The following is a 25,877-nucleotide window of genomic DNA, read 5'->3' on the forward strand; positions in this document are numbered from 1 at the left end:
CATGCTGTGTCCGACTCCTTAAGGGTCTGGCACGGGGCCGGGAGGACCCAGAGGCTTTGGTCCTGACTGCCCGGGAAGGTTGCGCTGACCGTGCCGTTCAGTGGAGGGCTGGGACGTGAGGCTAGGATCAGTGGCATGAGCAACTCACACTCAGAGTCTCAAGCTGAAGTCCTCGCTCTGGAAGAGTGCTGGAAGTATCTGCAGGCCTCCTACATCGGGCGGCTGGCTGTGCTCAACGGTGCGCTCCCCGAGATCTTTCCCCTGAACTTTATGGTTGTCGGAGAAACAGTGGTTTTCCGCACGGCGCCCGGCACGAAACTTCGTGCCCTCCTCAGCGGCGCTGCAGTGGCCTTTGAAGCGGATGGGATGAATGCCTACGCCACCGAAGTCTGGAGCGTTGTGGTCAAGGGAATGCCAGGGCCCTTTGTTGGAGATCCTAAGACCCTCCAAGAAGCCGGTCCTGACCGCGAGCCCTGGCAGCCCGGCCTTAAAGAGCATCTCGTCCAGATCGTCCCTACGGAGGTCTCCGGGCGAAGATTTGCGGTTTCGCCGCGCACGCGCTGGTGGCCGCCGCAGGACTTTGCAGCGGACTGGCTCTAGAGCCGCGTCGTTGAGGGCTGAGTCACCTTCTCCGGTCTCTCGGCGGCGTACTGCCGTGCGTGGATCCGGCTTAGCGCCAGGACCGCAAGGATACCGACGGCGGCGGCGGCAAAGGAGGCAGTGGCGAGTTCAGGCGGAGGCCATTCGAGCATAAAGAATTCCTGCAGGATGGGAACGGTCATCAGCAGGACCAAGCCCACGCCCATGGCTGCAATGATGGCCATGCGTAGGGCGCTGACCGGACGGCTGACCGCCGCCAGCACGCTCAGGGCAACCAGGGACAGGGTAACCACCGACGCCGTGCGATTTGCTCCGGCGCTGAAGCCGCCCGCCGCCATGGAATACACCTGCACAGCCAGGATCGCCGTCGTGACGATGATTCCGGCCGGGACCGCCATGGTCAGGGACCGTTTCAAGAATCCTGGCCGGTAGCGGCGGGGATTACTCATCAGGGCCAAAAAGAAGGCGGGGATGCCGATGGTGAGCCCGTCAGTGGCCGAGAGCTGCCGGGGCAGGAACGGAAAGCTCCACATCAGGGCTCCGAAAGCCACGGACAGGGCGACGGCGTACACCGTTTTGCTCAGGAACAGGACCGAGACCCGTTCGATGTTGGCGATGACCTGGCGGCCCTCGGCGAGGACAGCCGGAAGCCGGTCGAAGCGCCCGTCCAACAGCACCAAGCGGGCCACGGCTTTGGTGGCTGGTGCCGCTGTGTCCATTGCGATGCCGATGTCGGCCTCTTTCAGCGCCAGGGCGTCATTAACGCCATCGCCCGTCATGGCGACGGTGTGGCCCATTCTCTGCAGCGCCAGGACCATGTCTTTTTTCTGTTCGGGCGTGACGCGGCCGAACACGGAAAAGTGGTTCAGCGTTTCCTCTATCAGGTGCGGTTCTGCGGGCAGGTGCCGTGCGTCGTAACCTTCACCGACGTCGACCCCCACGTCACGGGCCACCGCTGTGACCGTCCGGTGGTCATCGCCGGAGAGGATTTTCACCGCAACACCCTGCTGGCGGAAATAGGACAAGGTCTGGGCCGCGTCCGGGCGGACCTTTTCCCTGAACGTCACGAGCGTGGCGGCGGTAAGCCCTGCGGGCAGCTGCACGTCGTCTGGATCCCCTTCGGGTGCAGCCTCCGGGGAGTATGCCAATACCAGCGTGCGCAAACCCGCCGAGGCGAGATGGCGGGACTGGGCAAGGACGTCACTGGTGGCGCCGCTGTTAGTCTGCAACACCATTTCCGGTGCGCCGAACACCCAGGTACCCTCAGCTGCGTGGGGCGGATCAAAACTTGCTGCGCTCCACTTCCTTGCTGAGGAGAAAGGAACAACGGCGGCCGGGACCCGGTTGCCGTCGAAGGCGAAGGCGTCGGCCAGGCATCGGGCGGTGGCGTTAGCATGCGGGTCGGCACCGAACCATCCCAGTGCTTCCCTCCAGCCCGGCGGCGATGGCGCGCCGGCATCGTGCACGCCGTCGAAAACCACCCTGCCCTCCGTCAGGGTGCCGGTCTTATCGATGCACAGAACGTCCACACGGGCCAGGCCCTCCACAGCCGCCAGTTCCTGCACCAGCACATTCTGGCGGGCCAGCCGCACACCCCCGACCGCGAACGCAACACTGGTCATGAGCACAAGGCCCAAGGGAATCATGGCGATTGCCCCCGCCACGGCGCCAACGAGCGCCTCTGCCCATTCCCCAGTGGTGAAAGCCCGGTTCCAGCCGCCCTTAGCCTGCATCTGGCCGTTGGTGACGACCACGACAACGGGGAAGAGGGCCCAGCTGATCCACCGAAGGACGCGGCCGATCCCGTTCCGTATCTCCGAATTGACCAACGAAAACCGTTTGGCTTCAGCCGTGAGCTGGCTGGCATACGAGCCGGTGCCTACGCCGACCACCCGTGCGTCGCCCTGCCCCGCCGTGATGGTGGAACCTGACCATACGGTCGAGCCCCTGCCTTTGGCGACGGGTTCCGATTCGCCGGTAAGGAGGGACTCGTCAATTTCCAGGCCATCCCCGCCGATGATGATGGCGTCTGCCACGACCTGGTCGCCGGCCTGCAGTACCGTGACGTCGTCCAGGACGACGTCGGAAACTGCGATTTCCTGGACCTGGCCTTCACGGAGCACCCTGGCCCGAGGGGCATCAAGTACAGCCAGCCGGTCAAGCAGCCTCTTGGCCCTGAACTCCTGGACCACGCCGATGACGGCGTTGCTGATTGCGGCGAAGCCGAACAGCGCGTCCTGCCACTGCCCCAGCAACAGCAACAGCAGGAAGCAGCCGCCAACAATCCCGTTGAACAGAGTCAGCACGTTCGCCCGGACAATCTGCCACAGGCTTCTGCTCGAGTTGTCAGGAACTCCGTTGGCCAGGCCCGCCAGCGTCCGTTCGTTCACATCCTCGACAGAAAGACCGGATCCTGCCGGAGCATCAGCCCCGGGCTGATATGGTGCCGCTGCCGTGCTCATTGGATTCCCTCAGGGTGCCGGAGAGAGGGCCGATCCGAGGGTCCTTCCCCATCTGCGCGCCAGGTCGAGTTCACCCGGCAAAGCTGGTTGGTGTTATCAACGAGGAAGCTCGCTGGCTCGGTGATGATCTCAAAACGATGGCTGCCTTCATGGTGTTGCCTTCCGCTCCAGTGCCGTGGCGAGCTTCTTCGCCCAGCTCGCTGCTTTATCCAGCTCTCCGGCGCGCAGGGGCCCTTCGCTGCCCCGGACGTAAAACGGGGTGGGATCAGAAATGATGTTGGCGCCACCCTCCCTGAGCAGTTTGGTCATCTTCTTGGCCGCGTCGCCGTGGATAAAGAAGCGAACGCGCGTGTCGAATGCTGCGGCGTTGATGCCCTTGAGCTTGTCACGGCCCAAATGGGCCAGCAGTTCCGTAATTTTGAGTGTGGGACGCCAGCCGTTGATGGGGGAGCCAACCACCAGGAGGTCGTCGCCTTCGAGATTCCGGGGGTTGAAGTCCGTCACGGAAACCGCTGCAGCGCGGAGAGGTTGGAGGCCTTGTGCGATGGCCTCTGCAACCGCCTTCGTGTTCCCGTATGCGGAGTCGTAAACAACGTAGCCTTTCATGCGGTGATCACTACTTTGAGTGCGTTTGTCTCCGCGGCCCGGGCGAAGGTGTCGTAGGCCTCCATGAACTGGTCAAAGCGGAAGTGGTGCGTTGCGAACTTCTCCGCCGGGAGCTTCTTCTGGGCCACGAGTTTCAGCAGCATCGGAGTGGTATTGGCGTTGACCAGTCCCATGCTGATGTTGATGTTCTGGATCCAGAGGTTCTCCACATGAAGTTCCACTGATTTTCCGTGTACCCCGACGTTGGCGACGTTCCCGCCCGGCCGGACGATCTCCGTGCACATGCTGAAGGTCGCGGGAATGCCCACCGCCTCAATGGCCACATCCACTCCCTGGCCGTCGGTCAGGGCCAGAACCTGTTCCTTCCAGTCGGCGTCGCCGGACAACACAACGTCGGTGGCACCAAACTCGCGGGACTTCTCCAGGCGGTTCGTGTCCAGGTCGATGGCGATGATGGTGGCAGCTCCGTAAAGCCCGGCGGTGGCGATTGCGGCCAGCCCGACCGGACCCGCCCCGACAACCGCCACCGTGTCGCCGGGTTTGACCCGGCCGTACTGGACGCCGATTTCGAAGCCCGTGGGGAGGATGTCCGACAACATGACGGCACGCTCGTCGCTCACCCCGGCCGGCAGCAGGTGCAGGGAATTTTCGGCGTAGGGCACCCTCACGTATTCGGCTTGCGTGCCGTCAATGAGGTGGCCGAAGACCCACCCTATGCCCGGGGCACCCTCGTCACCCATGCAGTGCGAATAGAGACCAGTTTTGCAATTGGCACAATGGCCGCAGGACTTGATGCAGGAGATGATCACGCGGTCGCCAGGTTTCAGGCTGGTCACGGACTGCCCGACCTCGGTAATGGTTCCCACACCTTCGTGGCCCAGGATTCTTCCTTCGGTCACGGCCGGGACATCGCCCTTGAGGATGTGCAAATCCGTCCCGCAGATGGTGGTGGTGTCCACCTTGACAATGGCATCGGTAGGCTTCCGGATCGCCGGATCGGGCACTTCTGTCCAGGACTTCTTCCCTGGGCCTCCGTAAACGATAGCCTTCATAACCGTTCCTAACTGTTGGTTGATCACAGGTCCACGGAGCGCACGAAACGCCTCACCATCTCAACGATGACGCCCGGTAGCCTCAGTGGTAAGGGACAAAAGTCCCGGAAGTCCGACGGCGGCGGCTCAGGTTTTCACAGTGCCGCGGTCCCGGCGGGCTCCAGTTGCCGGGCGATTAAGACCGGTCCTGTGGCGTGGTGAAGGGCTGCGTGGGCAGTGGACCCGATAGTTCCTCTGACGAGCCCCCGGCCCTTGCTGCCGACAACGATGAGGGCGGCACCGCGCGCGGCATTGAGGAGCGCCCGCGGGACGGAGTTGTCCCGGGCAACGTGCTGACTGATTGTCACGTTCGGAGCCAGAGCCCAGGCGTCGTGGGCCGCCGTCTGGAGGAGACGGCGGGCCGCTTCTTGGCCACCGCCGACGTTGTTGGCCGTGCCGTAATGGGGCCGGATGACGTGGATGATCATCAGGTCCGCTCCCGTGGAAGTGGCCATTGCGCAGGCAATACCCACCGCGCCTGCCGACCCGGAAGAGTCAATTCCCACCACGATGCGCCCCTTCCTGTTCTGATCGAACCGGATGACCGCCACAGGACAGGAAGCCGTCGCCGCGAGTTCCAGGCTTACTGATCCCACCAAAAGTCCCATAAAGCCACCGATCCCGCGGCTGCCTAGAACCAGCATCCGCGCGTCATCCGCCATCCGGCGGAGGTGGCCTGCAGGGAGTCCGTACAGGAGGCTGCCCCGGATCCTGATCCGGGGCGACACGGACAGCGCCTCAGCTTGCCCCGCATCTAGTATGGCCTTCGCCTGACGTTGCAGCCCGCTGCCGGCTATGCCTTGGACCGGTCCAAGGTCGCGGGTCAGCAACGGCCACAGGGAGCAATGAACCACCTGCAGCTCACAGTCCAAAATCGCTGCGTGCCGGGCAGCCCAACGGGCAGCGAGGGCCGCCTCAACCGACCCGTCGTAGCCAACAACAATGCGGTCAGGGGATGGCATGGTTGGACCCGGCCTGGCCGTCCCCTTCCACGGAAGCCTGCCCGGCAGTAACGAAAAGCCCTGCCGGCAGGGCTGTGCCGTGCGCGACAAGGACCGGGCATTTTGCGTGTTGTGCCACAGTTGTGCTCACCGAACCCAGCAGCAGCCCTTCAAATCCGCCGTGACCGCGGCTGCCCACCACAACAATTTGCGCAGTCCTGCTTTCTTCGACCAGTACCTTGGCCGCCTGACCTTGCGAGGCGACCATTGCGAGTCCGGTAGGAGGGGCGCCGTCGAAGGCCGTGTCCACAGCTGCAGCACAGATGTTCCGGGCTTCCGCTTCAGGGTCCCAGATGGCTGGAGTGAAGGTGCCAACTGCGATCTGGAACTGCCAGCAGGTCACGGCCCGGATGCGGGCCGTGAGCAGCGGCGCCAGTGCGCCGGCCCAGCGCAGCGCGAGTATGGACGGAGCGCTTCCGTCCACGCCCACCACGATCGCTGGCGGTTCAGGGAAGTTTTCCATGGTCTTCTTCAAGCTCCTGGCTGACTACCAGCACGGGGCAGTGCGCATGGGCTGCACACGCTGCGCTGACGGAGCCCATGAGCTGGCCAAAGAGGCCGCCGTGGCCGCGTCGCCCGACGACAAGCAGTTGGGCGTTCCGGCTTTCCTCCACCAGGATCTTCGCAGGCGATCCGACTTTGACGGCAGTGGTGAGGTGTTCTGGGCGTTCCGCGCCGTAGGCCCTGTCGATGGCCTGTTCCATGAGGCGTTTGGCGATGGCCTCAAGCTCGGCCGTGGTATCGATGTACCCGGGTGGCAGGTGCGCGGGCAGGTAGAAGTCAGAGAAGCCCAGGCAGGTGATGACGTGCAACGGGGCGGCCAGTGCAGATGCCAGGCGTCCGGCGAGGCGGAGCGCTGCGGGGGAGTATTCGGAACCGTCGATTCCGACAAGGATGGGTTTGTTTTCACTCATGGCAGTACCTTCCCCCAGGATCCGGCGGGGGCCTAGGGCCGAAGGTCACCAAAGACATTCGGTTCTCCGCAGGCGCCTCAGGCTGGTCGAATCAGCACGGCAGCTCCCGTGAATCGGTCTCGGGACAGGTCCAGCAATGCCTGGTCTGCTTTTGTCCACGGGTAGGGAACAGTGGTGGGGCGGAGAGGCATTCTTTCTGCCAGCGCAAGGAATTCCCGGCCGTCGGCTCTGGTGTTGGCCGTGACACTGAGCAGGCGGCGCTCCTGGAATAGGTCCTTTTGATACACCAGGACCGGGATATCGCTCAAGTGGATGCCGGCGACGGCGAGGGTTCCTCCGCGGTCCAGGGCGCGAAGCGCGATTGGTACCAGCTGACCCGCAGGGGCGAACAGGATGGCTGCGTCCAGCAATTCAGGCGGGTCGGCTTCAGCGGGCCCGGCGAACTTTGCGCCCAGTTCGAGAGCCAGACTCTGCGCCGCCGACGAACGTGTCATGACATAAACGCTTGCACCCTCGTAGATGGCCATCTGCGCTGTCAGATGGGCCGATCCGCCGAAGCCGTAGATGCCGAGTTTGCCTCCCGGCGGAAGGCCGGAGGAACGAAGCGCCCGGTAGCCGATGATTCCTGCGCACAGCAAGGGCGCCGCTTGCTCATCGGTAAATGCTTCGGGTATCCGGTACGCGTAATCCTCGTGGACGGTCATCAGCTCCGCGTAGCCGCCGTCGGTGTCCCATCCGGTAAATGTGGGCGCCAAGCAGAGGTTCTCGGACCCTCGCCGGCAGAAACGGCAGGAGCCGCAGGTGCGGGCCAGCCAGGCTGCTCCCACACGCTCGCCGGGCCGGAACCTGAAGCTGCCGGCTCCCAGCCCCACCACCTCGCCGACCACCTCGTGACCCGGGATCCGGCGGGAGCCATGGGGCGGCAGGTCGCCTTCAGCCAGGTGGAGATCTGTGCGACAGACTCCACAAGCGAGTACAGAGAGCAGAACCTCTCCCGGCCCCGGGGACGGATCGGGGTGCTCGCCCATCCATAACGGGCCTGACGCGATGGGACCGGGATCCTCAACCCACCATGCCTGCATGAACCCGTTATTCCAAGCCTGCGCGGGTGGCCTCATCCAAAGGACCGCCCCAGGTCAGCGGGGCGGCAATCCTGAACCGCCGTCCGCTGACGCTCTCCGGGACGATACGGAGGAAATGGTCTTTACGGCCCGTGTCCCAGGGAAAAAGTAGATGTCCGATGGAGTCCAGGACTTCGGGGCTCCGGTCCAATGCTGTAGCCGGCCCTTTCACGACGACGCTCCAGGCCACACCACCGTCCGTGTCGGCACCGTCGGCTTCAAGTGCCACTTGTTTGCCCAGGGCGGACGCAAGCTTGGTTCCCGCACCCGTCCGAAAGACCAGTGCTTCCTGGTGGACCTTGTAGTTGATAGGAAAGATCTCCGGGTGGCCGTTCACCCACACGGCAAGGCGGCCCACCGAATCGCCTTGCAGCAACCGCCAGCACTCCTCAGCTGGCAGCACGACGGTCTCCGGTACAGATGCATCTCTGGTCATGGCCACGATCCTACGGAGCTGTTACTCCCGTATGAAGGGCACAAAGTCCCCTAACCAATCAGACGATCCTGGATGAACGCTTCTTGTGGGGAGTAGTCTGTGGGCACCGGCACCGGGCCACATGGATTTCTCCATCGAATAAGGCGGTTTCATTGAACCAGCCCACTGAACCGACCGGGGCGGGCGATTGGCTAACTGTCCCCGCTTCCCGGACGGACGAACTTCTTACTGACTTTGTTGACCATGCCGGGGAGTTGGTGAGCGCCCAACAGCGGATGCAGGGGCTTTTGAGTGCCGTCGTCGCCTTGGCTGAGGACCTCAGCATTGAGGCGGTGCTGCACAGGGTGGTCAGTTCAGCCTGCCACCTCCTTCAGGCTGAGTATGGAGCCTTGGGAGTGATTGGAGGCGATCATGCCCTGAGTCATTTCATCACTGTGGGAATAGACGAGGAACTCGCCCGTAAGATCGGTCCCCTCCCCACTGGACATGGCGTTCTGGGCCTGTTGATCCGCGATCCTAAGCCGCTGCGGTTGCACGATCTTAGCCAGCATCCGGAAGCCTACGGGTTTCCCGAGAATCATCCGCCGATGAAATCTTTCCTCGGCGTACCGATCCGTGTGAGGGATGTTGTGTTCGGCAACCTCTACCTGACCCAAAAGCGAGGCGGCGGCGACTTCACCGACGAAGACGAGGAGCTGGCCGAGGCGCTTGCCGCGGCCGCCGGCGTCGCCATTGAAAACGCCAGGCTCTATGACGATGCCCGGCGCAGAACCGCATGGCTGCAGGCGTGCATGGATGTGACCGGCAAGATGATGGGCGACGAGGAGATGCCGGAGGGCCAGAACAGGGGACTGGACATGATCGCCGCCAGGGCACTCCGGGAATCCAGTTCCGCCCTTGCGCTCATCCTGGTCCAGGAGGAGACTCCCAACTTGTACCGCATCGCGGGAGCTGCGGGAACCCTCGCTCCGCAGTGGCTTGGACGGCTGTTGTCGTTTGACTCTGTCGAAATCGACACCGTTCTCGCTTCGGGCAAGGCCGCTTTGATTGAAGACGCATCGTCCGCTTTCGGCGGCGGCGAGGGGCTGGTTGCGGGCCGGTTGCTGGTCATTGACCTCAACGCCCGCGGTACCCACCACGGGCTCCTTGTCCTCCAGCGTGAACGGGCTTCCGGGACATTCAGCAGGACGGACATGGAAATGGGTCCGGTGTTCGGATCGCACGTGGCACTGGCGCTCGAACTGGCCCGGGCGCACCGTATGCGGGAACAGATTGCCGTGTTCAGCGACAGGGACCGGATCGCCCGCGACCTCCACGACCTCGTCATTCAGCGCCTGTTCGCAGCGGGGCTCAGCATCCAAAGCCTCCGGCGCTACATGACCGGTGATCCGGCAGCCAGGACCATCCAGACTGTGACCGCTGAACTCGACGAGATTATCCGGGAGCTTCGCAACACCATCTATTCGCTGAGTGACTCCGAGACCGGAAAGGAACTTCTCAGCAGCCGTGTCCTCCAAGCGGTCCGCAACGGCACGCGGACCCTGCCTTTCGTTCCGCTCCTGACGCTGACGGGGCCAATCGACGCGATCCGGGACGAGGAAACGGCTTTGAACATTTTGGCTGTCATCACCGAAGGGCTGAGCAACGTTGTCCGCCACTCGGGAGCGGACTCGATCCGCGTTTCAGTTTCCGTGAAGAACGGTTTCGTCTGCGTCGAGATCCAGGACAACGGCACAGGATTCATCGTGCCACCGCCTGGCAATGGACTGTCGAACATGGAATACAGGGCCCGGACGCTGGGCGGCTCTTTCGATGTCTCCAGTTCCCCGGAAACGGGAACAGCACTTACCTGGACGGCCCCCGTATTTTGAGATTAGTGCTCATGGTGCTGAGCAACATGGACCGCGGCCTGGGTCCGCCGTTCAAAACCCAACTTCGCGAGCAGGGATGAGACGTAGTTTTTGACTGTCTTTTCCGCCAGGAGCATTCGTTCGCCGATCTGGCGGTTTGTCAGGCCCTCCCCGACCAGTTCCAGCACCTTCCGCTCCTGCCGGGTCAATGACGCGACCCTGGGGTCCACGTGCTCAGGTTCTGCCAGTCCCTGAACGATCCTTGCCTTAAGGTCGGCGTCAAACAGGGATTCCCCCTTGGCGGCGCGGCGCAGGGCACCGATAAGGTCGGTGCCACCGATTTCCTTGAGAACGTATCCGGACGCCCCGGCCAGGACTGCGCCCCGCAGCGCCTGCTCGTCGTCGTAGCTGGTGAGGATCAGGCAATTAATCGTTTCATCCACGGAATGCACATCGCGGCATACCTCGATGCCCGTCCCGTCCGGCAAACGGGCGTCAAGGATTGCCACGTCCGGGCGCAGCGCCGGAATCCTACGGGCGGCTTCAGCAGCAGAGCCCGACATGCCGACGACGGTGAATCCCTCACTTTCCAGGAGATCCTGCAGGCCCCGCCGCACGAGCTCGTGGTCGTCAAGGATGAACACACGGATAGCGTCGTTGGATGGTTCAGTCCGTTGCTCCGATGCGGTCGCGTCGTTCATCGTGGTCCCTTCCGCGCCTCCGCTACAACAGGTAAGGAGTTGCATATCTGCGCTGACTCATTCTTTAGGAACAGCGCAGATGCCACAAGGGTCCAATGACCCGAACCGCTGGCGCCCGGACACTGTGACCAATGGCCCTACCCTGGCTGTCTGAACCGGGAGAACGTTGTGCCACAGCCGCATTGGTCCGCGGCCGCCGTCGTCTTTCTCGGAAAAGAGCAGGAATGAAGGATAAGAACGAAGCCGCTCTTCGCTTCCTGGGGGCAACCGACACAGTCACGGGGTCCCGGTACCTCGTGGATTCGGGTGGACAACGGATCCTCATCGACTGCGGATTGTTCCAGGGATACAAACGCGTCCGTGTCCGCAACCGGGCACCCTTTCCGGTACCCCCGGCATCCATTGACGCAGTCCTGCTTACGCACGCCCACCTGGACCATACAGGCTACGTCCCAGCCCTGGTCAGGGACGGATTCCGGGGCCGAGTCCACGCTACTGCGGCTACTACGGAACTGTGCACGCTCCTCCTGCCTGACAGCGGACACCTCCAGGAGGAGGAAGCCCGCTACGCGGACCTGCACGAATATTCATCCCATCACCCGCCCCTCCCGGTCTACACGGCCGCCGATGCCGTGCGGTCCTTGAACAGCTTCGAGCCGCACGATTTTGATTCACCCCTCGACCTTGGGGGAGGCATCCAGGCCACTTTTGTGCCGGCAGGGCACATCCTGGGCGCCTCGCAGATACAGCTGACTGTCCAGGGCACGCGCCTGCACTTCACCGGGGACCTCGGCCGGCCGCATGATCCACTGATGCACCGCCCGCGGGCACTCGAGGCCACCGACGTCCTCGTGGCCGAGTCCACATACGGCAACCGGGTCCACCCGGAGACAAATCCGGAGGACGAACTGGGCGAAGTTATAAACAGGGCAGCCAAGAGGGGCGGGGTTGTCCTTATTGCCGCTTTTGCCGTGGGCAGGGCTGAAACCCTGATGCTGCATCTCTCACGCCTCCGGCGGCGGGGGGCGATCCCGGACGTCCCCATCTACCTCAATAGCCCGATGGCCATCGACGCGTCGGGAATGTACCAGCGGCACCCCGAAGAACACCGGCTGCAGGAACGCGAGTACACAGAAATGTACCGCGTGGCCACCATGACCCGGAGCGTGGACGACTCCAAACTGCTGAACCTTCGCGGCGGCCCCATGGTGATTATCTCGGCGAGTGGCATGCTCACCGGAGGCCGGATCCTGCACCATCTCCAGGCCTACGGACCAGACCCCAAGAACGTGGTAGTGCTCAGCGGATACCAGGCCTCGGGGACGCGTGGTGCCGCCCTGACGGGCGGGGCAAGGCGGTTACGGATCTTCGGTGAAGACGTTGCCATCAAAGCCGAAGTCGTTATGTTGGACAGCCTGTCGGCGCATGCGGATTCCAATGAAATCGTCGAGTGGATGCACGCAGTCCAGCGAGCGCCGCGTATGACCTACATCACCCATGGTGAGCCGGAAGCGTCTGACGCTTTGCGGGTTCGAGTCAGACGTGAACTGGGCTGGAACGTCCGGGTCCCTGAGCATCTCGAAGCCGTGTCGCTGAAAAACCCGCGTTAGGTGCCTGGGGAGGGACCATCAGGCACCCTCTTCTATGGAAAAACCCTGAGCGCGGTGTCCCAGTTGAAGTGTTCATGCTCAGGGCTGACCTGCAGGCCATAAACAACCAGCATGAAGGCTTCAAGTTCGCGCGAGCGCCGAAGCGGCCCCACGTCAATGGGCCTGAGTCCTGCGGCCGCTACCGCGGCGCTGACTTTCTCTTTGGCTTGCTCCGAGTCGCCAGCGATAAAAACGTCCAGATGTTGGCCGCCGACCTTTCCAGCCTCCAGGGTGGCGGGAAACGTGGTGTTGAACGCTTTCACCACATCCGCGCGTCCATTCAAGAGCCGGGCTGTTTCTTCGGCTGCGGACGTGCCCGGCTCCGTGGTCAGTCGATCGAAATTGGTGACGTCCACTGTGTTGCTGATATCCACCACGACGCGGCCGTCAAGAGAGTCGCCGATTTCCAGGAGGGCGTTGTGCACCTCCTTGTGTGGGATGGCAAGGAAGACCAGTGCACCTGTGACGGGCGCGCCGGTCATGCCTCCCGTCGCCCCGGGCCCAAGGCTTTCGACCAGGTCCCGTGTTTTGGAGCCGTCACGGCCAAGGATCTGTACCGGGTTGTTTGCCCGCAGCATCGTCATGGCGAGTGCGCGGGCCATATGCCCGCTGCCGAGAATGGTGATGATGGTCATGGTCTTCCCTTTTTTGGAACGCAGCATTCTGCGTGTCCATCCAGTAGACATTGCCGCCGGGTGCGGGCACTAGGGACGAAAGCCCCGGAGGCAGCGGGGGGCTTATGGCACTGTCCGTTCAGTGCCTCAGCGAGATACTGGCTTGAGTGGTGTGATGAAGGGGGCCGGATGTGAAGGCGCATGAAGTCATGGCCGGAGCTGACGGCTCCAGCACGGGCCAAAGGGCAGCGGACTGGGCTGCGCGGAGGGCTGACCGGCTAGGGCTCCGGCTGCATTTGGTGCGCGTGGTGCCCGAACCCTCCTTCTACAGACTGCCGGTGCAATACGGGGAGGCCATGGCAGAGGCGCAGACGTTGCTGGGCCTTGAGCATGACAGGGTGGCCGCACGGCATCCGACGCTGCAAATCACTACGAGCTGGCAGCCGGGCGAGCCCGCACCGGTGCTGAGCCGTTTGTCCGTTGGCGCCGAGATGGTGGTTCTTGGTTCGGACCGGACAGCGGACAGGCGAGGTGAGGGATTCGGATCTGTAAGCTTTCAGGCCGCAGTCCTGTGCCAAAGTCCAGTCGCCGTCATCCCAGCTCCCACGGCTGCTGGCCGAACAGGGGTGGTGGTTGGCATCGACGGGTCGGTTGACTCCCAGCTTGCCCTGAGGGTGGCGGCGGAGGAAGCAAACCGGATGGGAGAGGCTCTGACAATTCTGCATGCTGCGTCGGAATCCCTGGCTCCAACTGACGCTGGAGGCAAGACCCGCCCGGGCTACAGCCCTAAGCATGACTCCCGGACGCTCATTTCAGAAGCTGCTGGCAGCATGCGGGAACACTTTCCGGCGCTGGATGTCTACGAAGCGCTGGAATCGGACAACGCTCCCGCCGATGCGCTCATCCGCGCCGCAAAACAGGCATCCCTGTTGGTGATTGGCTGCTGGGGACGGGGTGGACTTCGGAAACCCATCGGATCCATCGCCGAAAAGGTTCTGATGCAGTTGCCTTCTCCCACCATCATCACGCGTCCTGCATCCCAAGCGGCTCCCGGGTTCCGGCCAAGGACTGCCGCTTACCTGCAGTGACCTATGGCCCTACTGGCCGCGGCCTCGGGGGCGGACTCTTGAGGGAGCCAGACACAGCTGGGGTTGGCGGGAACATCCGGATATCGACGACGGGAGTATTCTCATGCGGGCCCGTTCCATCTCTATGCTTATTCTCAGCCTTTTGGGCTTCAATCGCTGGATTTACCGGGTCATCACTTACGTCGCCCTGATGCGTGATGAATTTCCGCCATTCCGCCTGGACCAGGGCGCCGGGGAAGTCTACGAGCGTTATCCGGTAGCAGCCGACGCCAATACGGTGCGCCCTGCAGCCCCGCCGGATGGACTCCTGCCGCCGGACAATCCTGTCCCGCCGGATGGTCCTACAGCGCGTGGTTGAGGCTCCGTTGCAACAGGCCGATGCCGCCGTAGGGTCGACCTCATGACTCTGACAGCCTTGCGGACAGCGATGATTCGTTTTCCATTGGTGGCCGGTACGGTCGTGGCGGGGGCGGCCGTTGCGGTGCTCCTTGCCGCGGGGCAGGAATCGGCAGCCCAATGGATGGCAAGCGCCTACGCCGTCCTCGTTGCGATCTTTCGGTCCGGCTCCATGGTTAAGGCGCTGCGCAACGGCCGATGGGGGATTGACCTCCTGGCGGTGACTGCCATTGCTGCGACCGTGGCCGTAGGGGAGTACGTGGCAGCGCTGATCATCGTGCTGATGCTGGCCGGGGGCGAAGCCCTGGAAGAGATCGCCCAGGGGCGTGCTACCCGGGAGCTGAGGTCCCTGCTGGAGCGAGTCCCGCAGACGGCCCACCGCGAATTGCCGGGTTTGCCCCCGGAAGACATCCCGGCCGGGGACGTCCGCCGGGGCGATGTCCTCCTGATCAAGCCATCGGAGGTGGTTCCCGTGGACGGGCTGCTTCTTACGCCCGCTGGCAGTTTCGACGAATCCACTTTGACTGGTGAGAGTTTGCCGGTTGAACACGCCCAGGGCGATTCGCTGCTCAGCGGATCCGTCAATGGCGACAACGCCGTAAACATGAAGGCGACCTCCACGGCCAAAGACTCTCAGTACAGCCAGATCGTGGCATTGGTCCAGGATGCGGCGGCGAGTCGGCCGCCAGTGGTCCGGCTCGCCGACAGGTACGCCATTCCGTTCACGATCCTCGCCTTTGCCTTGGCCGGGATCGGCTGGTATTTCAGCCAGGACCCGGCGCGGTTCGCACAGGTCCTTGTTGTCGCTACACCCTGCCCGCTGCTCATTGCAGCTCCTGTGGCATTCCTCGCCGGCACAAGCCGGGCGGCCCACGCCGGAATCATTATCAAGAATGGCGGAACGCTTGAGCAGCTGGCCCGGGTGCGCACGGCCGTTTTCGATAAGACAGGCACGCTCACCCACGGCCGGCCCAGCCTGCACAGCATCAGGGTCTCCCGGGCGGCATCGGGACTGCTCACCGAGGACCGGCTGCTGCAGCTGGCGGCCTCGGCAGAGCAGTACTCCTCCCATGTCCTTGCCGCATCCGTGATTGATGCTGCCCAGCACCGCGGCCTTGAGCTTCTGCCGGGGAGAAACGCTTCCGAACACGCGACCGACGGGGTCACGGCCAGATGCGATAGCCAATCCGTCGCAGTGGGTAAGCCTGGCTTTGTCCGTTCGGTCACTTCGGGGTTCGAGGAGGTCGAGTTGGCCGACGGACAGCTGGCAGTCTATGTCGGTGTTGACGGACGTTTCGGGGGAACCCTGATCATGCGCGACCCGTTGCGGGACAATGCGGTGAGCACGTTGGCCTACCTGCGCGGGCTGGGCGTTAAGGAAATACTTCTCCTGACGGGCGACGCCCGCATCACGGCCGAAAGAATCGCTTCGCAGGCCGGGATTTCCCGTCTCCAGTGGGGATGCCTTCCGGGTGACAAAGTCGCCATCGTCTCAGGACTGCGGGAACGCCCGGTGATGATGGTCGGCGACGGTGTGAACGACGCTCCGGTCCTGGCCGCCGCAGACGTTGGTGTCGCGATGGGTGCGAAAGGGTCAACCGCGGCGAGCGAGTCGGCCGACGTCGTCATTATGCTCGACGACCTATCAAAAGCAGCGCTGGCAGTCGACATCGGCCAGCGCACAGTCCGGATAGCACTGGCGAGTATATGGACGGGCATCCTGCTCAGTATTGGCCTGATGGTCGCAGCGGCATTCGGCTTCATTCCCGCAGTGGCCGGCGCCCTCCTCCAGGAAGTGGTCGATCTGGCCACGATCCTGAACGCCCTTCGTGCCCTGCGAGGGGGCCACAGGGGAAGCGCGACGGCGGTAGGAGGCACACGCGTCAGCGTCGCCAACGTGCGGTGAGGGCCGGCGTCGTTACCTCAGCTGCCGCGGGGAGGTTCATGCCCAGGGGAGTCCAGCGGCGGCCACCAGGCGGATGTTGGACTGATGGCAAAGCGCCGGCCGCTGATGTCCGTGGGTGTTACCCGGACCAGATGCTCCTTGCTGCCCGGCTGCCAGGGTGAGAGCCCGGCTTCTGCTGCCTCCTGGAAAGCTTCCTGCGTGTCCACAACCTTGGCAGTCCCCTTGATGATGACACTCCAGGCGATGGTGCCGTAGGTGTTCAAGCCGTCAGCCTCCAATGCAACGGAATTGCCGCCCAGCACAGCATCCAGCTTGGTGCCCGGGCCGGTGCGGAATACCACGGTCCCGTAGTCGGGAACGTAATTTACGGGGAAAATTTCCGGACCTCCACCTGCGGTCAGGGCGACCCGGCAGACCGAAGCCGATCGGAGGTATTTCCAGCAGTCATGAATGTCCAGGGCTTCAGTTTCCTGGCCTGCGTCGTTGCCTTGCATCGTGCCGGGCCCCTACTTCTTGTGCTTCATGCGTTGGATGGGGGTGATCACCGTCGGGCACGGCAGGTGCGTCAGCACCGCATGTGCCGTGGAACCCAGCAGCAGCCGTTTAAAGCCGCCCCGGCCCCGGCTTCCCACCACGAGCAGCCGGGCGGACGCTGCGGCCTGTGCCAGCGCCGCGGCCGGTTCCATGTCAGTTTCGAGGACTTTGTGCACCACCAAGTCCGGGTAGTCCTCGCCGAGGCCGGAGATTGACTCGGACAGCACAACCTGCTCCTCATCCTGAATCCGTTGGGCCAGATGCTCGGTGAGGGCGGCACTGTCGATCCATCGGTCGGGCCCCCGGAAAGCGTAGACCACCGTCAGCTCCTGGCCTTCCCGGTCTGCCTCCGCAGCAGCGAACGCAACGGCCTGGGTGGCTTCTTCCGACCCGTCAACGCCCACGACCACGCCCTGCCGGCTTTCGATCTCCTGGTCTCCAATGACTGCGACCGGACACTTTGCTGCTGCGGCGACCTGCAGTGCCCGGTCGGTCAGCGAACCACCCAAATGGGGGGCGCCGGAACCGACCACAAGCATTGACACCTTGGCCGAGTACTTACCCAGAGAGCCAGCGACGCCTCCTTCCAGGACTTTGGTGGTGATCTCAACCGGAACGGTTCCCCGAACGCGCCCGGCGGCGGTTTCCAACAGTTCGTCGGCTTTCTCCAGCAGCATTCCAGTCCAGGGCATGGGCTCCGCCATCCAGCGGTCGTCCACTACGTGGACGATCACCAGGGGTACGTGGGCGCGGGCGGCCCGCTGCGCAGCCCACCGTACGGCCTCCTGGCTCTGGGCAGAATCATTTGTGGCGACGGCGATTGGGTTGGAGGATCTCACGGCTGGCCTTCCTGTTGCGTATGTTCGGGACTGTGGACGACGAGGACCGGGCAGTGCGCGTGGGCAACGCAGGCCGAGCTGACGGATCCCAGGAGCAGGCCACCGAATCCGCCATGGCCGCGCCTGCCGACGACGATCATGTCAGCGTGGCGGCTGGCATCAATGAGCGCATCTCTGGGATGGCCCTTGACGACACGAGGAATGACGTTCGTGGGCGTCTCCGGCCCGAACGCCTTCTCCAGCGCTTCGTTGAGGATCAGCTCCACGCGTTCCTCGAAGCGGTCTATGCCCATCGCGACGTAGCCGGCGTAAACCTGTGGATCGTCCCAGCAGGCGGTGGCCAGCACTTTGGCCCCAACCGGGACGGCCAGTCGCTGGGCCTGCCGGAGCGCCTCCACCGACGCCTCCGATCCGTCAACCCCCACCACGAACCTGGCATCCTGCAAGGCTGACTCCACCATGACCGCTTCCCTTCATTAAACGATTGCTCCCCTCCAGCCTGTTCCGTGTGCTAGCGGCCTTGTAGGGCCAAAAGTCACCTGGAACGGGGGGCTCTGCCTGAGTTTGCGGTCGGTTGCTCTGTCTCCAGAGCCCCACGGACAACGATGCCGGCGACGAACCGATACCACCGGGGTTCTTGCTGGCCGATGAAGGATGCCGCCAACCCCAGGAGGGCCGTCACGGACACGATCAGCGACGCCGCGTAGGCGGCGGCCGAGTAGAGGCCCCACCCCACTGAGATGCGTTCCGCGCCGTCGTCGAGCCTTTTCCAGACTACCCACCACTGGAGCGCGGCGAGCGGTCCGCCGATTAACGTGAAGGCAAGGGAACGGGCAAGCCCGTCGACATCACTGGAGGCCAGCAGCGCGCCGGTGCTGAACAGCCGCGCCAAAAAGGCCGCTGAGCCCGATAGCCGCGATCACCACCAAGGCAAACAACAGTACGTAGAGGATCAGGCGGCGGAGGGTGAGTTGGGCGGACCCTGCCTTTGTAGCTGTCGTGGAGACTCGGGAAGTCATCGTTTCACGGTCGATCCGGTGCAGGACAGAAGCTGGTACGGTGCCTGGTCGACCAGCCATTTGCCATCGGTCTTCACTAGAGAGAAACGGTCCTCCATCTCGTACTCGGAGGGTCCGAATGGGCCGCCGGAACCGGAACCGACGACGGAGACCTTCACCAGGGCCGTGCCGTCCCTCTCAGTGGTCGAGATCAGGACAACCCGGGTGGGCGGCGGGCCGCTTTTCGCGGAACCCACTGCAGGAGGAGCGGGCAGCGTCCGTGAGATAGGAATTGGCAGCCGAAATGACGGTGATAAGGATCCGGTCCGGCTTTCCCGCCGCAGCATTGATGCCGTCAGTATCGAGAACTGGCTGCCCCTTTGCATGTGTCTTCGGGCCCTCGATCAGCAAGATCACAGGTTCCCGGCGTGCCCCGGGAAACGAGATCCATCAGCAGTGAGGAAGACCCAGTTCAGCCAGCAGGCCACGAAATATTTTTCGCCAGCATCTATTCGACCGAGGTGTTGTGCCGAACCTCAGGATTGGGCGGCCGCTTCACCCACCGTAGTCGCGGAGGGTCGATACGGCGCGATGCGATTGATCCACCGGCTGCCATGGCGATGAAGCCAGCGGCGCCAAGTGCCGTGGACATCAGTACAGCTCCGATCATCAAGATGACAAAGCCGGTTGAAGTGAGCAGCACCGCGCCGGCCAGGATCCAGCCGTTGGACGCTGGCCGCGGCGGCTGCCCCAAGCGTGCGGCGAGCTGCGGGTCCTCCTCGAGCAACTGGCGCCCAATCCCGTTGAGCTGGCCACGCTCGCGCCGGGAAAGCGACATTTGTACCCTCCCTTCTGAACGTACATTGGACGCATGGGTCCGACATCAATATCCAGTGTGCAGCCAGCCTCCATACGCGGGTAGGGGCGAACGTCCCGAACTTTTACTGGCACCTTGACTCTGGATATGGTTGACAGGCAGGGGTAACGCGGAGGTACGTGCCATGGCGGCGAAACCCCTCCCGTTATCAGGCCGGCACCATGGAAATGACGGTGGCCTTTGCCCGCGCTATCAGGCCCGAGCAAGCCATAGGTTTCGCCGGCGCGGAAATGGAAAAGACACGCGGTCGACGGCGGTCAGCTCGCCGGAGCGCTTAGCCAGACCGCTGACCGCCAGGACACTCACCGGTAAACAGCTCGAATGATCCTGCCATGACTTTGATCCTTTTCGGCTCCAGTGCAATGGAACGGTGATGATTGCCGCTGCTGCCGTCTGAACCAACCGACTGTAACGATGGTTTCAGAATCGCCCGCGACTCATTAGGGGCAAAAGGCCCGGCAATCCGGGACATCGGAGTTTCCGGCTTCGGTGGTTTGCCCGCAGACGTACGAAGTCAGGCAATAGGCCAAACCACCCGGGTCTGCCACTTCAGGGGATCAGGCTCGACGCCTGGCCCGCTCAGGTAGAATTCCCACATTGTCTCGGAGGGAGTGAATCCTTGAGCTTTCATTCTTTCCTGAATTGCCGCATACGTGGATTCCAGGGTGTCGTATGAGCCCATGTGCACGGCTTCAAACGCCTGGGTCTCGGGCAAGGCGCCAGCGGTTACGCCGTCTTTGTCCTGGAAGGCGCCGCTGATCGGAAACCCGGCTTCGACGTCGACCGTTGGGGTGGGCGTCCCGCGGTAGAGGGCAAATGGCGGACCCGTCAGCTGCACATTCTGCGCCCCGGCAGCGGCCATCACAATGGTGAAAGCCCGGCCGAAAAACTCGGTGAGGGCATTCATTGGAACGCGTTCACGCAGGACGGCGGTTGGCTGCGGAAGACAGTTGATTATTGTCGGGTTTGGCTGTGGCGCATTCATAGGACCAGAATGCGGTGCGGAAGCTGCGGGGGGACAGGGCCTAATGGCATGGGACAGCTCCTTGCCGTGGGACTCGAGAGTCTAAAAGCTCGAGGAGCTGCCGGAGCCGGAGAAGCTTCCGCCGCTGCTTCCGTATCCCGTGCTGCCGCCTCCTCCGCGGGCCGAGCTGACGCTGCTGACGCCGGTGTTGAAGCCGGAGTTGAAAGTCGGGACGGAAAAGAAATAGTAGGACGGGTAAACAATGCCCAGGATGCTTGGTTCGTAGGAGCGTCGCTGGCGGTGGTCCAGGCCTTCCTCAGCGGTTTCCATCTCCTTGCGCATGAGCTTGGCTTCGCGCTCGTTCTTGGCGAAGGACGCGATCACGGTTTCCGCATGGTTCTTCAAGAGCACTGACAAGCGCGTTCGCGCGTCGGACAGGCGGTCCAGGGCTGTTTCGGGCGAGATGGTCCCGTCGCCGAGCTCTGCGGTCCAGTGCTCAATCTCGCGGAGGCTCCCGTCCCGGAAGGACCGGAGCGCCGCCGCAGTGGCGGAATCTCCTTGCCCATGACGCTTGCTGAGCAGCTGTTCCAAGCCGGCTAGATCGCCGCGGAAGGGCGCTAGTTGCCGGTCCCAGGCAGTGCGCCAGGTGCTGGCGCGGTTCAGCAGCGCGTTAGTGTCGGCAATGACATCGTCGAGCGCATCGAGTTCGGAGGAGGCATCGGCATACTCCTGAGTCAGTCTCAGGTTCGGACGTCTGCCCAACGCCGCCGCCGAGAGCGCATGGACGCGGTTGGAGAGCACAGTGGCCGCGTTGTACCGGGTCAGGAAGCTGCGGTGCTTCTCCAGTACGGAACTGCCGTAGCTCGATGACTCCGGAATGGTGCTGGCGTTGAGCTCAGTGACCTCCAGGTCCACGCTCACGTTCGCATAGCTCTTGTCCCCACGTTCCAGCTCCCTGCGGCTGGCGGCCCTGGTCACTGCCCGGACAATAAGCCACGCACCGGCGCCGAGGGCGGCCACCGCCGCAGTCACCCAGGCGGAGGTCAGAAAGGGCGCCGAGCGGTACCACGGTTGGTTGATCCGTTCTGCACCCTGCCGGATCCCGACAATGGTGCCGTCGGTCCATTGGGCGTCACGCAGCAGGTCCTTCGTGGCGTTCTGGATGTCATCGCGTTGTTCCGGGGATACTTTGCGGTCTTCGCCCATGTAGGTACCGACATGGCGGCCGACAGGATCCAGGGCGAAAATGAACAGCCCATCCGCCCACTTCTGCCCGTCGGAACTGATCCATTCCGGGTGCTCTGCCCGCGCGAACCTGAGGACCTCTTCATTGAGGTTGTCTGCCGATCTGCCGTTGTAGGTGTAGACCGCCACCTTGGTGGGCTCGTGGAACTCGATTTCCCGGATGGCCGGGTCCAAGGTGTTTCGATCAAGGACGCCCGCCCGGTCTTCAACGACGACGTCGACCGGCGTGACGGCGCCGGCTGCCATAGCGGTGGCCCACAGCAGAATGAAGGTCAGCAGCAGAGCGCTGATTCTCTTGCCCATGGTTCCCTTTCTCAGGCATCAGGTTGCGGTCAAGGCTGTATTCCTGGCGTCTTTTCAACGTACCTCGATAACACCCATCATCCCGAGGTCCTCATGGTCCAGGATGTGGCAATGGTAAACAGAGCGGCCCCGGAAGTCCTCGAACGCGATCCTGACCTTCACCCGCCCGTTCGCAGGTACGTTCACTACGTCCTGCCAGAGGACGGACTCCACGGTCAGCCCTTGTTCTTCGATGACCTGCATGGGCCACACATGCAGGTGGAACGGGTGGTCCATGGGACTGCTGTTGGTCAGGGTCCATTCCTCAACACTCCCGGCCACAACCTCGGTGTCCGTCCTGGCTTCGTTGAATTCCTTACCGTTGATGGTGAAACGCATCATGCCCGCGCTGCCCATGCCCATCCCAGCTGCCAGGACAAGCTGCCGGCGTGCAGCGACGGCGGATGAGCGCAGATCTGCCATTCCCTCATGGGCAGGTAGGTCCGCCAGACCCGGAGCAGGTTCGCCTGATACGCGGAGGGTCGCCAGTGCGGCGCCGTCGGGCCGGCCTGCCGGATCCACCGTTCCGAACTGCTGCCCCCTCATGCCCAGCATGCTTCCGCGATCCTGGTAAAACGTGCGCAGGACAGAATCCCCGGTTGCTGTGGTGACGAGGAGGTCTGCCCGGTTCCCGGGCCTTAGAAGGACTTCGTCCACACTTTCCGGGTTCTGGAATCGGCCGAGGTCCATGCCGAGGAGCTGCAGCTGCTGCCCGTCAAGCCGCAGCCGTAAGTAACGTGCGACGCACGCATTAATGATGCGCCATCTTTCCCGTTCCCCAGGGCGGGCGCTGAACTGCGGATTGCTTTGGCCATTGACCAGGATGAGTTCCCCTTCCCGGCCCATCATCCGGTCCATGTCCGTGGCCGGCGGGATGTTCCCGAACCCGTCCAACGTGGTATCAGAAACCACCAACACCCGCTCCCGCGTCGCCGTCGTCGGCTCTGGATCCTCCACGATAATCGCCCCGAAGAGGCCAGCGAAGATCTGATCCGCGACCTGGCCGTGATGGTGGGGGTGGTACCAGTACACGCCGGGGGGATGGTTTGGCGGAAGCCGATACTCGTAGTCGAAGGAGGTGCCAGGATCAACGGAAACAAAGACATTGTCACCGTTGCCCTGGGGGGATACATGGAGGCCGTGAACATGCAGGTTGGTTGCATGATCGAGGTTGTTGACGAGTTTGAGGTTGATAACATCGCCAGCCCTCACACGCAGAGTTGGGCCAGGAACGGTCCCGTTGTAACCGAGTGCCGCGGCCGGCCGGCCGGCGAGCTGTATCTCTCCATGGCTGGCTTCGAGCCGAACCCGGAGCTGGCCGTCAGCACTTCGATGCTCAGGCGGTTCGGTCAGTTCGCCACCGGTGCTGGGCGAAGGCCGGGACGTTAGTGTCCACATCAGTCCCGTGCCGCCCGCCGCTGTTCCGGCGATGCCCAGACCACCAAGCAACAGCGCCTTGCGGCGGCTGATGGGCTTCACTACGGGCCCTCGCCGAGGACCCTGAGCTGTTCGCGGTATTGATCCGCCGTCAGCTCTCCTGCCGCGAAGCGTTCATCGAGGATCTGTCGTGCCCGGCTCCTTGCTAACGGGTTGTTGCCGCGTCCGTGTGGTTCTCCTTGACCAGCCCCTCCACCGATACCGCCGCCAAACAGGCGTACCGCGAGCAATACCAGCACTGCGATTCCTATCAGCATGAGGAAGCCCCAGAGCCACATCCAGCCCATGCCTTGTCCATAACCCCACATCATGACCGGTACCTTTCGCCTCAGACATTTCTTGGTTCGATTTTGGCTCCTGCGTCACGGGACCAGTAGGGTCCGAGGTCCTTGGGACGACGGACTACGGGCCCTATTTGCCCGAATCGTGTGGGGAATTGCGTGGGCGTCGGCGCTGGTGCACTGCTCGAGGTGGAACCCCTCCCGGCAAGCGGCAGCAGCACTGTGCGCTCCTGGCCAAACGTGTCCCACCAGCGCGTTGACGGCAACGAGGAGCATAAACTCGGCCCGCTTCTGGCGCAGGCCCAGCGTGATCGTGGCTCTGTGCCTGTGCCTGTGCCGCTCCGGTGAACGGCTGTTGCCGGACGTCATAACCTGCTCCTGTGGGCGGTGTTCCCTGCCGCCTTGGCTGTCAATAGATGGGTGGGCGCGGCCTTGCCTAGTTGCTGGACACAGGCTCCCGCGCCTGCTGCCAGGCGGTCCAGGCGGCGTAGCTGCCGTCCAGTTCGACGACGTCGTATCCGGCGCGGCGCAGGGCACTGGCGGCGACGGAGTTGCGGACGCCGCTCTGGCAGTACGTCACGATGACGCCGTCGGTGGGAAGTTCATCGAGGTGCCACATGACGCGGCCGCCGCTGAGTTGGTGGGATCCGGGGATGTTCCCGGTGGTGTGCTCGGTGCGGTTGCGGACATCCATCAACATGGCGGCATCGAATTCCGCCAGCTCGGCGGGCTGGATGAGCTTCGGGGTGGTGGTGGGCAGCCCGTCGATGATGGTGACGTAACCGGCGACGTTATCGATGCCCACGCGGATCAGGTGGTCCGACATCTCCTGCGCGGCCTCCTGGTCCTCGGCTAAAAGGACCATGGGGTTCGTGTCGGTTTCCGGGTTCACCACCCAGGCGCCGTAGCTGGCCACGGACTTGCCCGCCGGGACGTTCAGGGAGGGTGCCCAGTTTTGCAGGGGCTTGAATGCAGTTCGAGTCCCACCTCGGGCACGTGTTTTCCCTGTTCAGGGGCTTGTGAGCCTCTGAGTGTGCACAAACTGTTCACATGAGGTCCCCTTCGGGGGCCCTTTTTTGTTGGGGCCGTTGCTCGGGGCCGGGGGCTCCGGATCAGCCCACGGCCGTCTCCGACGAGATCTACTGGCAACTCGCGCACATGAATGCTTAAGTCAGAGCGGCGCTTCAGCAGTTGCCACCAGTTGGTGAGAACTCAGCTGGCCCGCTCGGTTCCGGTCGATCATTCGGAAGATTCAGACCGCTATGGGCACTATCTCGCCAGAAGAGGGCGTCAGGTAAACGGAACCTTCGGCGGGAGCCGTTAAGGTGCCCGGTGGCGGATCGCCAAAGTCGGGGGAAGCTGCGCGGGAACGGCAAAAGCTCTCCACGGTCAAACGCCGGCACCTGCTCGTGCTGAACACGGCTGGCACCCACTTTGTTGCACGGTCCGTGTCAGGCAACCGCTTTCTAGACGAGCGCGCGAATCTTGGCCTCCGTCGCAGCATCCAGCGAGGTGTTGGTCCACGCGACCTGGTGCATGTGGGCGCCCTCCTCACGTGCGGGGTTCACAACTTCGCCAAAGCCGAGCCTTATCGTTTTGCCATTTGCAACCACCCGATCCTGACATAGGGTGTTATGCACCACACGATTTTCGCGGGGTATTTAAAGGAGACTCTCATGCTGCTTTGGATAGCTATCGTTATCGCAGTTCTCTGGCTTCTCGGCCTGCTCGGAAACATAGGCGGCGGGTTAATTCACATACTGTTGGTCATCGCCGTGGTCGTCTTGGTCATCCACTTCGTTCGCGGCAGGTCACGCGTTTAATACGAAACTTTGGTCCGCCGATGCGGGACGGCGAGATGATCTGCCGCCGCGTTCTCGGGTAAGGCTCGGAAGTTGAGAACATCCTTCAATCGTTGCTGCCGG

27 protein-coding genes and 1 pseudogene are annotated in these 25,877 nt (G+C 63.2%); 6 read left to right on the plus strand and 22 right to left on the minus strand.

The genetic code is table 11. From position 1 onward, the window contains the following. The first annotated feature begins 135 nt into the window (after positions 1-135). Positions 136-600 (plus strand): pyridoxamine 5'-phosphate oxidase family protein, encoded by a 465-nt coding sequence (locus ACZY0Q_RS01425; protein ID WP_463913818.1) that lies wholly within the window; start codon positions 136-138, stop codon positions 598-600. Here the strand turns inward: ACZY0Q_RS01425 and ACZY0Q_RS01430 are convergent. The 8 genes from ACZY0Q_RS01430 to ACZY0Q_RS01465 all read right to left on the minus strand — a co-directional run bounded on the left by ACZY0Q_RS01430 (position 597) and on the right by ACZY0Q_RS01465 (position 8,231). Continuing rightward, a complete protein-coding gene (locus ACZY0Q_RS01430; RefSeq protein ID WP_463913820.1) occupies positions 597-3,062 on the minus strand; it encodes an HAD-IC family P-type ATPase in 2,466 nt (821 codons plus the stop codon). The genes ACZY0Q_RS01425 and ACZY0Q_RS01430 overlap by 4 nt on opposite strands. A 147-nt stretch (positions 3,063-3,209) precedes the next feature. Next, entirely contained in the window at positions 3,210-3,668 is a 459-nt protein-coding gene (locus ACZY0Q_RS01435) for a flavodoxin family protein (protein WP_463913822.1), read from the minus strand. Then, entirely contained in the window at positions 3,665-4,720 is a 1,056-nt protein-coding gene (locus ACZY0Q_RS01440; RefSeq protein ID WP_463913824.1) for a zinc-dependent alcohol dehydrogenase family protein, read from the minus strand. Before ACZY0Q_RS01440 ends, ACZY0Q_RS01435 begins: the two co-directional genes overlap by 4 nt. A 134-nt stretch (positions 4,721-4,854) precedes the next feature. After that, on the minus strand, positions 4,855-5,721 hold the full coding sequence (locus tag ACZY0Q_RS01445) for a universal stress protein (protein ID WP_463913826.1): 867 nt from the start codon (positions 5,719-5,721) through the stop codon (positions 4,855-4,857). Continuing rightward, complete coding sequence (locus ACZY0Q_RS01450) at positions 5,708-6,223, minus strand: universal stress protein (RefSeq protein WP_463913828.1); 516 nt, start codon at positions 6,221-6,223, stop codon at positions 5,708-5,710. The genes ACZY0Q_RS01445 and ACZY0Q_RS01450 overlap by 14 nt, the downstream gene beginning before the upstream one ends. Continuing rightward, entirely contained in the window at positions 6,207-6,674 is a 468-nt protein-coding gene (locus tag ACZY0Q_RS01455) for a universal stress protein (RefSeq protein ID WP_463913830.1), read from the minus strand. The genes ACZY0Q_RS01450 and ACZY0Q_RS01455 overlap by 17 nt, the downstream gene beginning before the upstream one ends. 77 nt (positions 6,675-6,751) lie before the next feature. Next, positions 6,752-7,756 carry a zinc-dependent alcohol dehydrogenase family protein gene (locus ACZY0Q_RS01460; protein WP_463913833.1) on the minus strand — a complete coding sequence of 335 codons (1,005 nt, stop codon included), beginning with the start codon at positions 7,754-7,756 and terminating at the stop codon, positions 6,752-6,754. A 7-nt stretch (positions 7,757-7,763) separates the two neighbouring features. Then, a complete protein-coding gene (locus tag ACZY0Q_RS01465; protein ID WP_463913836.1) occupies positions 7,764-8,231 on the minus strand; it encodes a pyridoxamine 5'-phosphate oxidase family protein in 468 nt (155 codons plus the stop codon). A gap of 152 nt (positions 8,232-8,383) precedes the next feature. Here ACZY0Q_RS01465 and ACZY0Q_RS01470 point away from each other — a divergent pair, with 152 nt between their 5' ends. Beyond that, a complete protein-coding gene (locus ACZY0Q_RS01470) occupies positions 8,384-10,102 on the plus strand; it encodes a GAF domain-containing sensor histidine kinase (RefSeq protein WP_463913838.1) in 1,719 nt (572 codons plus the stop codon). A gap of 2 nt (positions 10,103-10,104) precedes the next feature. On the opposite strand, the gene ACZY0Q_RS01475 is transcribed toward ACZY0Q_RS01470, so the two are convergent. Then, entirely contained in the window at positions 10,105-10,782 is a 678-nt protein-coding gene (locus ACZY0Q_RS01475; protein WP_463913841.1) for a response regulator, read from the minus strand. Positions 10,783-11,006: 224 nt separating this feature from the next. On the opposite strand from ACZY0Q_RS01475, the gene ACZY0Q_RS01480 reads away from it, so the two are divergent. Continuing rightward, entirely contained in the window at positions 11,007-12,392 is a 1,386-nt protein-coding gene (locus ACZY0Q_RS01480; protein ID WP_463913844.1) for an MBL fold metallo-hydrolase RNA specificity domain-containing protein, read from the plus strand. Between the two features lie 32 nt (positions 12,393-12,424). Here ACZY0Q_RS01480 and ACZY0Q_RS01485 read toward each other — a convergent pair whose 3' ends face one another. Continuing rightward, on the minus strand, positions 12,425-13,066 hold the full coding sequence (locus ACZY0Q_RS01485) for an NADPH-dependent F420 reductase (protein ID WP_463913846.1): 642 nt from the start codon (positions 13,064-13,066) through the stop codon (positions 12,425-12,427). 170 nt (positions 13,067-13,236) lie between these two features. On the opposite strand from ACZY0Q_RS01485, the gene ACZY0Q_RS01490 reads away from it, so the two are divergent. Next, entirely contained in the window at positions 13,237-14,133 is an 897-nt protein-coding gene (locus ACZY0Q_RS01490; protein ID WP_463913849.1) for a universal stress protein, read from the plus strand. 400 nt (positions 14,134-14,533) lie between these two features. Next, complete coding sequence (locus ACZY0Q_RS01495; protein ID WP_463913852.1) at positions 14,534-16,435, plus strand: heavy metal translocating P-type ATPase; 1,902 nt, start codon at positions 14,534-14,536, stop codon at positions 16,433-16,435. A 17-nt stretch (positions 16,436-16,452) separates the two neighbouring features. Here ACZY0Q_RS01495 and ACZY0Q_RS01500 read toward each other — a convergent pair whose 3' ends face one another. The 12 genes and pseudogenes from ACZY0Q_RS01500 to ACZY0Q_RS01555 all read right to left on the minus strand — a co-directional run. Further along, positions 16,453-16,929: a pyridoxamine 5'-phosphate oxidase family protein gene (locus ACZY0Q_RS01500; protein WP_463913854.1), complete on the minus strand. Its 477-nt coding sequence runs from the start codon at positions 16,927-16,929 to the stop codon at positions 16,453-16,455. Between the two features lie 12 nt (positions 16,930-16,941). Further along, on the minus strand, positions 16,942-17,808 hold the full coding sequence (locus ACZY0Q_RS01505) for a universal stress protein (protein ID WP_463913857.1): 867 nt from the start codon (positions 17,806-17,808) through the stop codon (positions 16,942-16,944). Then, positions 17,805-18,269: a universal stress protein gene (locus ACZY0Q_RS01510; protein WP_463913860.1), complete on the minus strand. Its 465-nt coding sequence runs from the start codon at positions 18,267-18,269 to the stop codon at positions 17,805-17,807. The genes ACZY0Q_RS01505 and ACZY0Q_RS01510 overlap by 4 nt, the downstream gene beginning before the upstream one ends. Before the next feature lie 74 nt (positions 18,270-18,343). After that, on the minus strand, positions 18,344-18,700 hold the full coding sequence (locus ACZY0Q_RS01515) for a DUF5671 domain-containing protein (protein WP_463913862.1): 357 nt from the start codon (positions 18,698-18,700) through the stop codon (positions 18,344-18,346). Continuing rightward, positions 18,657-18,827 carry a hypothetical protein gene (locus ACZY0Q_RS01520; protein WP_463913864.1) on the minus strand — a complete coding sequence of 57 codons (171 nt, stop codon included), beginning with the start codon at positions 18,825-18,827 and terminating at the stop codon, positions 18,657-18,659. The genes ACZY0Q_RS01515 and ACZY0Q_RS01520 overlap by 44 nt, the downstream gene beginning before the upstream one ends. Next, entirely contained in the window at positions 18,824-19,063 is a 240-nt protein-coding gene (locus ACZY0Q_RS01525; RefSeq protein WP_463913867.1) for a hypothetical protein, read from the minus strand. Before ACZY0Q_RS01525 ends, ACZY0Q_RS01520 begins: the two co-directional genes overlap by 4 nt. A gap of 251 nt (positions 19,064-19,314) precedes the next feature. Then, positions 19,315-19,644 (minus strand): DUF3040 domain-containing protein, encoded by a 330-nt coding sequence (locus tag ACZY0Q_RS01530; protein ID WP_463913870.1) that lies wholly within the window; start codon positions 19,642-19,644, stop codon positions 19,315-19,317. A gap of 553 nt (positions 19,645-20,197) precedes the next feature. Continuing rightward, positions 20,198-20,668 carry a GyrI-like domain-containing protein gene (locus ACZY0Q_RS01535; RefSeq protein WP_463913873.1) on the minus strand — a complete coding sequence of 157 codons (471 nt, stop codon included), beginning with the start codon at positions 20,666-20,668 and terminating at the stop codon, positions 20,198-20,200. A gap of 81 nt (positions 20,669-20,749) precedes the next feature. Further along, positions 20,750-22,195 carry a DUF5129 domain-containing protein gene (locus ACZY0Q_RS01540; RefSeq protein ID WP_463913875.1) on the minus strand — a complete coding sequence of 482 codons (1,446 nt, stop codon included), beginning with the start codon at positions 22,193-22,195 and terminating at the stop codon, positions 20,750-20,752. Between the two features lie 54 nt (positions 22,196-22,249). Then, positions 22,250-23,713, minus strand: coding sequence for a multicopper oxidase family protein (locus ACZY0Q_RS01545; protein WP_463913877.1), 1,464 nt, complete (start codon positions 23,711-23,713; stop codon positions 22,250-22,252). Then, on the minus strand, positions 23,713-23,982 hold the full coding sequence (locus ACZY0Q_RS01550; RefSeq protein WP_463913879.1) for an SHOCT domain-containing protein: 270 nt from the start codon (positions 23,980-23,982) through the stop codon (positions 23,713-23,715). The genes ACZY0Q_RS01545 and ACZY0Q_RS01550 overlap by 1 nt, the downstream gene beginning before the upstream one ends. A gap of 406 nt (positions 23,983-24,388) precedes the next feature. Next, positions 24,389-24,895 (minus strand): annotated as a pseudogene (locus ACZY0Q_RS01555) (rhodanese-like domain-containing protein); the annotation flags it as partial. Between the two features lie 733 nt (positions 24,896-25,628). Between ACZY0Q_RS01555 and ACZY0Q_RS01560 the strand changes: the two are divergent. Next, the gene (locus ACZY0Q_RS01560) at positions 25,629-25,775 is read left to right on the plus strand and encodes a lmo0937 family membrane protein (RefSeq protein WP_354154953.1); all 147 of its coding nucleotides are present in this window, start codon (positions 25,629-25,631) and stop codon (positions 25,773-25,775) included. Positions 25,776-25,877: the final 102 nt, after the last annotated feature.

It is taken from the genome of Pseudarthrobacter lactosi, from assembly GCF_055412785.1.

What these genes read in the sequence shown, in the direction of transcription:
- ACZY0Q_RS01425 (WP_463913818.1), top strand. Translation starts at nt 136, where the DNA reads ATGAGCAACTCACACTCAGAGTCTCAAGCTGAAGTCCTCGCTCTGGAA.
- ACZY0Q_RS01430 (WP_463913820.1), bottom strand. Translation starts at nt 3,062, where the DNA reads ATGAGCACGGCAGCGGCACCATATCAGCCCGGGGCTGATGCTCCGGCA.
- ACZY0Q_RS01435 (WP_463913822.1), bottom strand. Translation starts at nt 3,668, where the DNA reads ATGAAAGGCTACGTTGTTTACGACTCCGCATACGGGAACACGAAGGCG.
- ACZY0Q_RS01440 (WP_463913824.1), bottom strand. Translation starts at nt 4,720, where the DNA reads ATGAAGGCTATCGTTTACGGAGGCCCAGGGAAGAAGTCCTGGACAGAA.
- ACZY0Q_RS01445 (WP_463913826.1), bottom strand. Translation starts at nt 5,721, where the DNA reads ATGCCATCCCCTGACCGCATTGTTGTTGGCTACGACGGGTCGGTTGAG.
- ACZY0Q_RS01450 (WP_463913828.1), bottom strand. Translation starts at nt 6,223, where the DNA reads ATGGAAAACTTCCCTGAACCGCCAGCGATCGTGGTGGGCGTGGACGGA.
- ACZY0Q_RS01455 (WP_463913830.1), bottom strand. Translation starts at nt 6,674, where the DNA reads ATGAGTGAAAACAAACCCATCCTTGTCGGAATCGACGGTTCCGAATAC.
- ACZY0Q_RS01460 (WP_463913833.1), bottom strand. Translation starts at nt 7,756, where the DNA reads ATGCAGGCATGGTGGGTTGAGGATCCCGGTCCCATCGCGTCAGGCCCG.
- ACZY0Q_RS01465 (WP_463913836.1), bottom strand. Translation starts at nt 8,231, where the DNA reads ATGACCAGAGATGCATCTGTACCGGAGACCGTCGTGCTGCCAGCTGAG.
- ACZY0Q_RS01475 (WP_463913841.1), bottom strand. Translation starts at nt 10,782, where the DNA reads ATGAACGACGCGACCGCATCGGAGCAACGGACTGAACCATCCAACGAC.
- ACZY0Q_RS01480 (WP_463913844.1), top strand. Translation starts at nt 11,007, where the DNA reads ATGAAGGATAAGAACGAAGCCGCTCTTCGCTTCCTGGGGGCAACCGAC.
- ACZY0Q_RS01485 (WP_463913846.1), bottom strand. Translation starts at nt 13,066, where the DNA reads ATGACCATCATCACCATTCTCGGCAGCGGGCATATGGCCCGCGCACTC.
- ACZY0Q_RS01495 (WP_463913852.1), top strand. Translation starts at nt 14,534, where the DNA reads ATGACTCTGACAGCCTTGCGGACAGCGATGATTCGTTTTCCATTGGTG.
- ACZY0Q_RS01500 (WP_463913854.1), bottom strand. Translation starts at nt 16,929, where the DNA reads ATGCAAGGCAACGACGCAGGCCAGGAAACTGAAGCCCTGGACATTCAT.
- ACZY0Q_RS01510 (WP_463913860.1), bottom strand. Translation starts at nt 18,269, where the DNA reads ATGGTGGAGTCAGCCTTGCAGGATGCCAGGTTCGTGGTGGGGGTTGAC.
- ACZY0Q_RS01520 (WP_463913864.1), bottom strand. Translation starts at nt 18,827, where the DNA reads ATGACTTCCCGAGTCTCCACGACAGCTACAAAGGCAGGGTCCGCCCAA.
- ACZY0Q_RS01530 (WP_463913870.1), bottom strand. Translation starts at nt 19,644, where the DNA reads ATGTCGCTTTCCCGGCGCGAGCGTGGCCAGCTCAACGGGATTGGGCGC.
- ACZY0Q_RS01535 (WP_463913873.1), bottom strand. Translation starts at nt 20,668, where the DNA reads ATGAATGCGCCACAGCCAAACCCGACAATAATCAACTGTCTTCCGCAG.
- ACZY0Q_RS01540 (WP_463913875.1), bottom strand. Translation starts at nt 22,195, where the DNA reads ATGGGCAAGAGAATCAGCGCTCTGCTGCTGACCTTCATTCTGCTGTGG.
- ACZY0Q_RS01550 (WP_463913879.1), bottom strand. Translation starts at nt 23,982, where the DNA reads ATGATGTGGGGTTATGGACAAGGCATGGGCTGGATGTGGCTCTGGGGC.
- ACZY0Q_RS01560 (WP_354154953.1), top strand. Translation starts at nt 25,629, where the DNA reads ATGCTGCTTTGGATAGCTATCGTTATCGCAGTTCTCTGGCTTCTCGGC.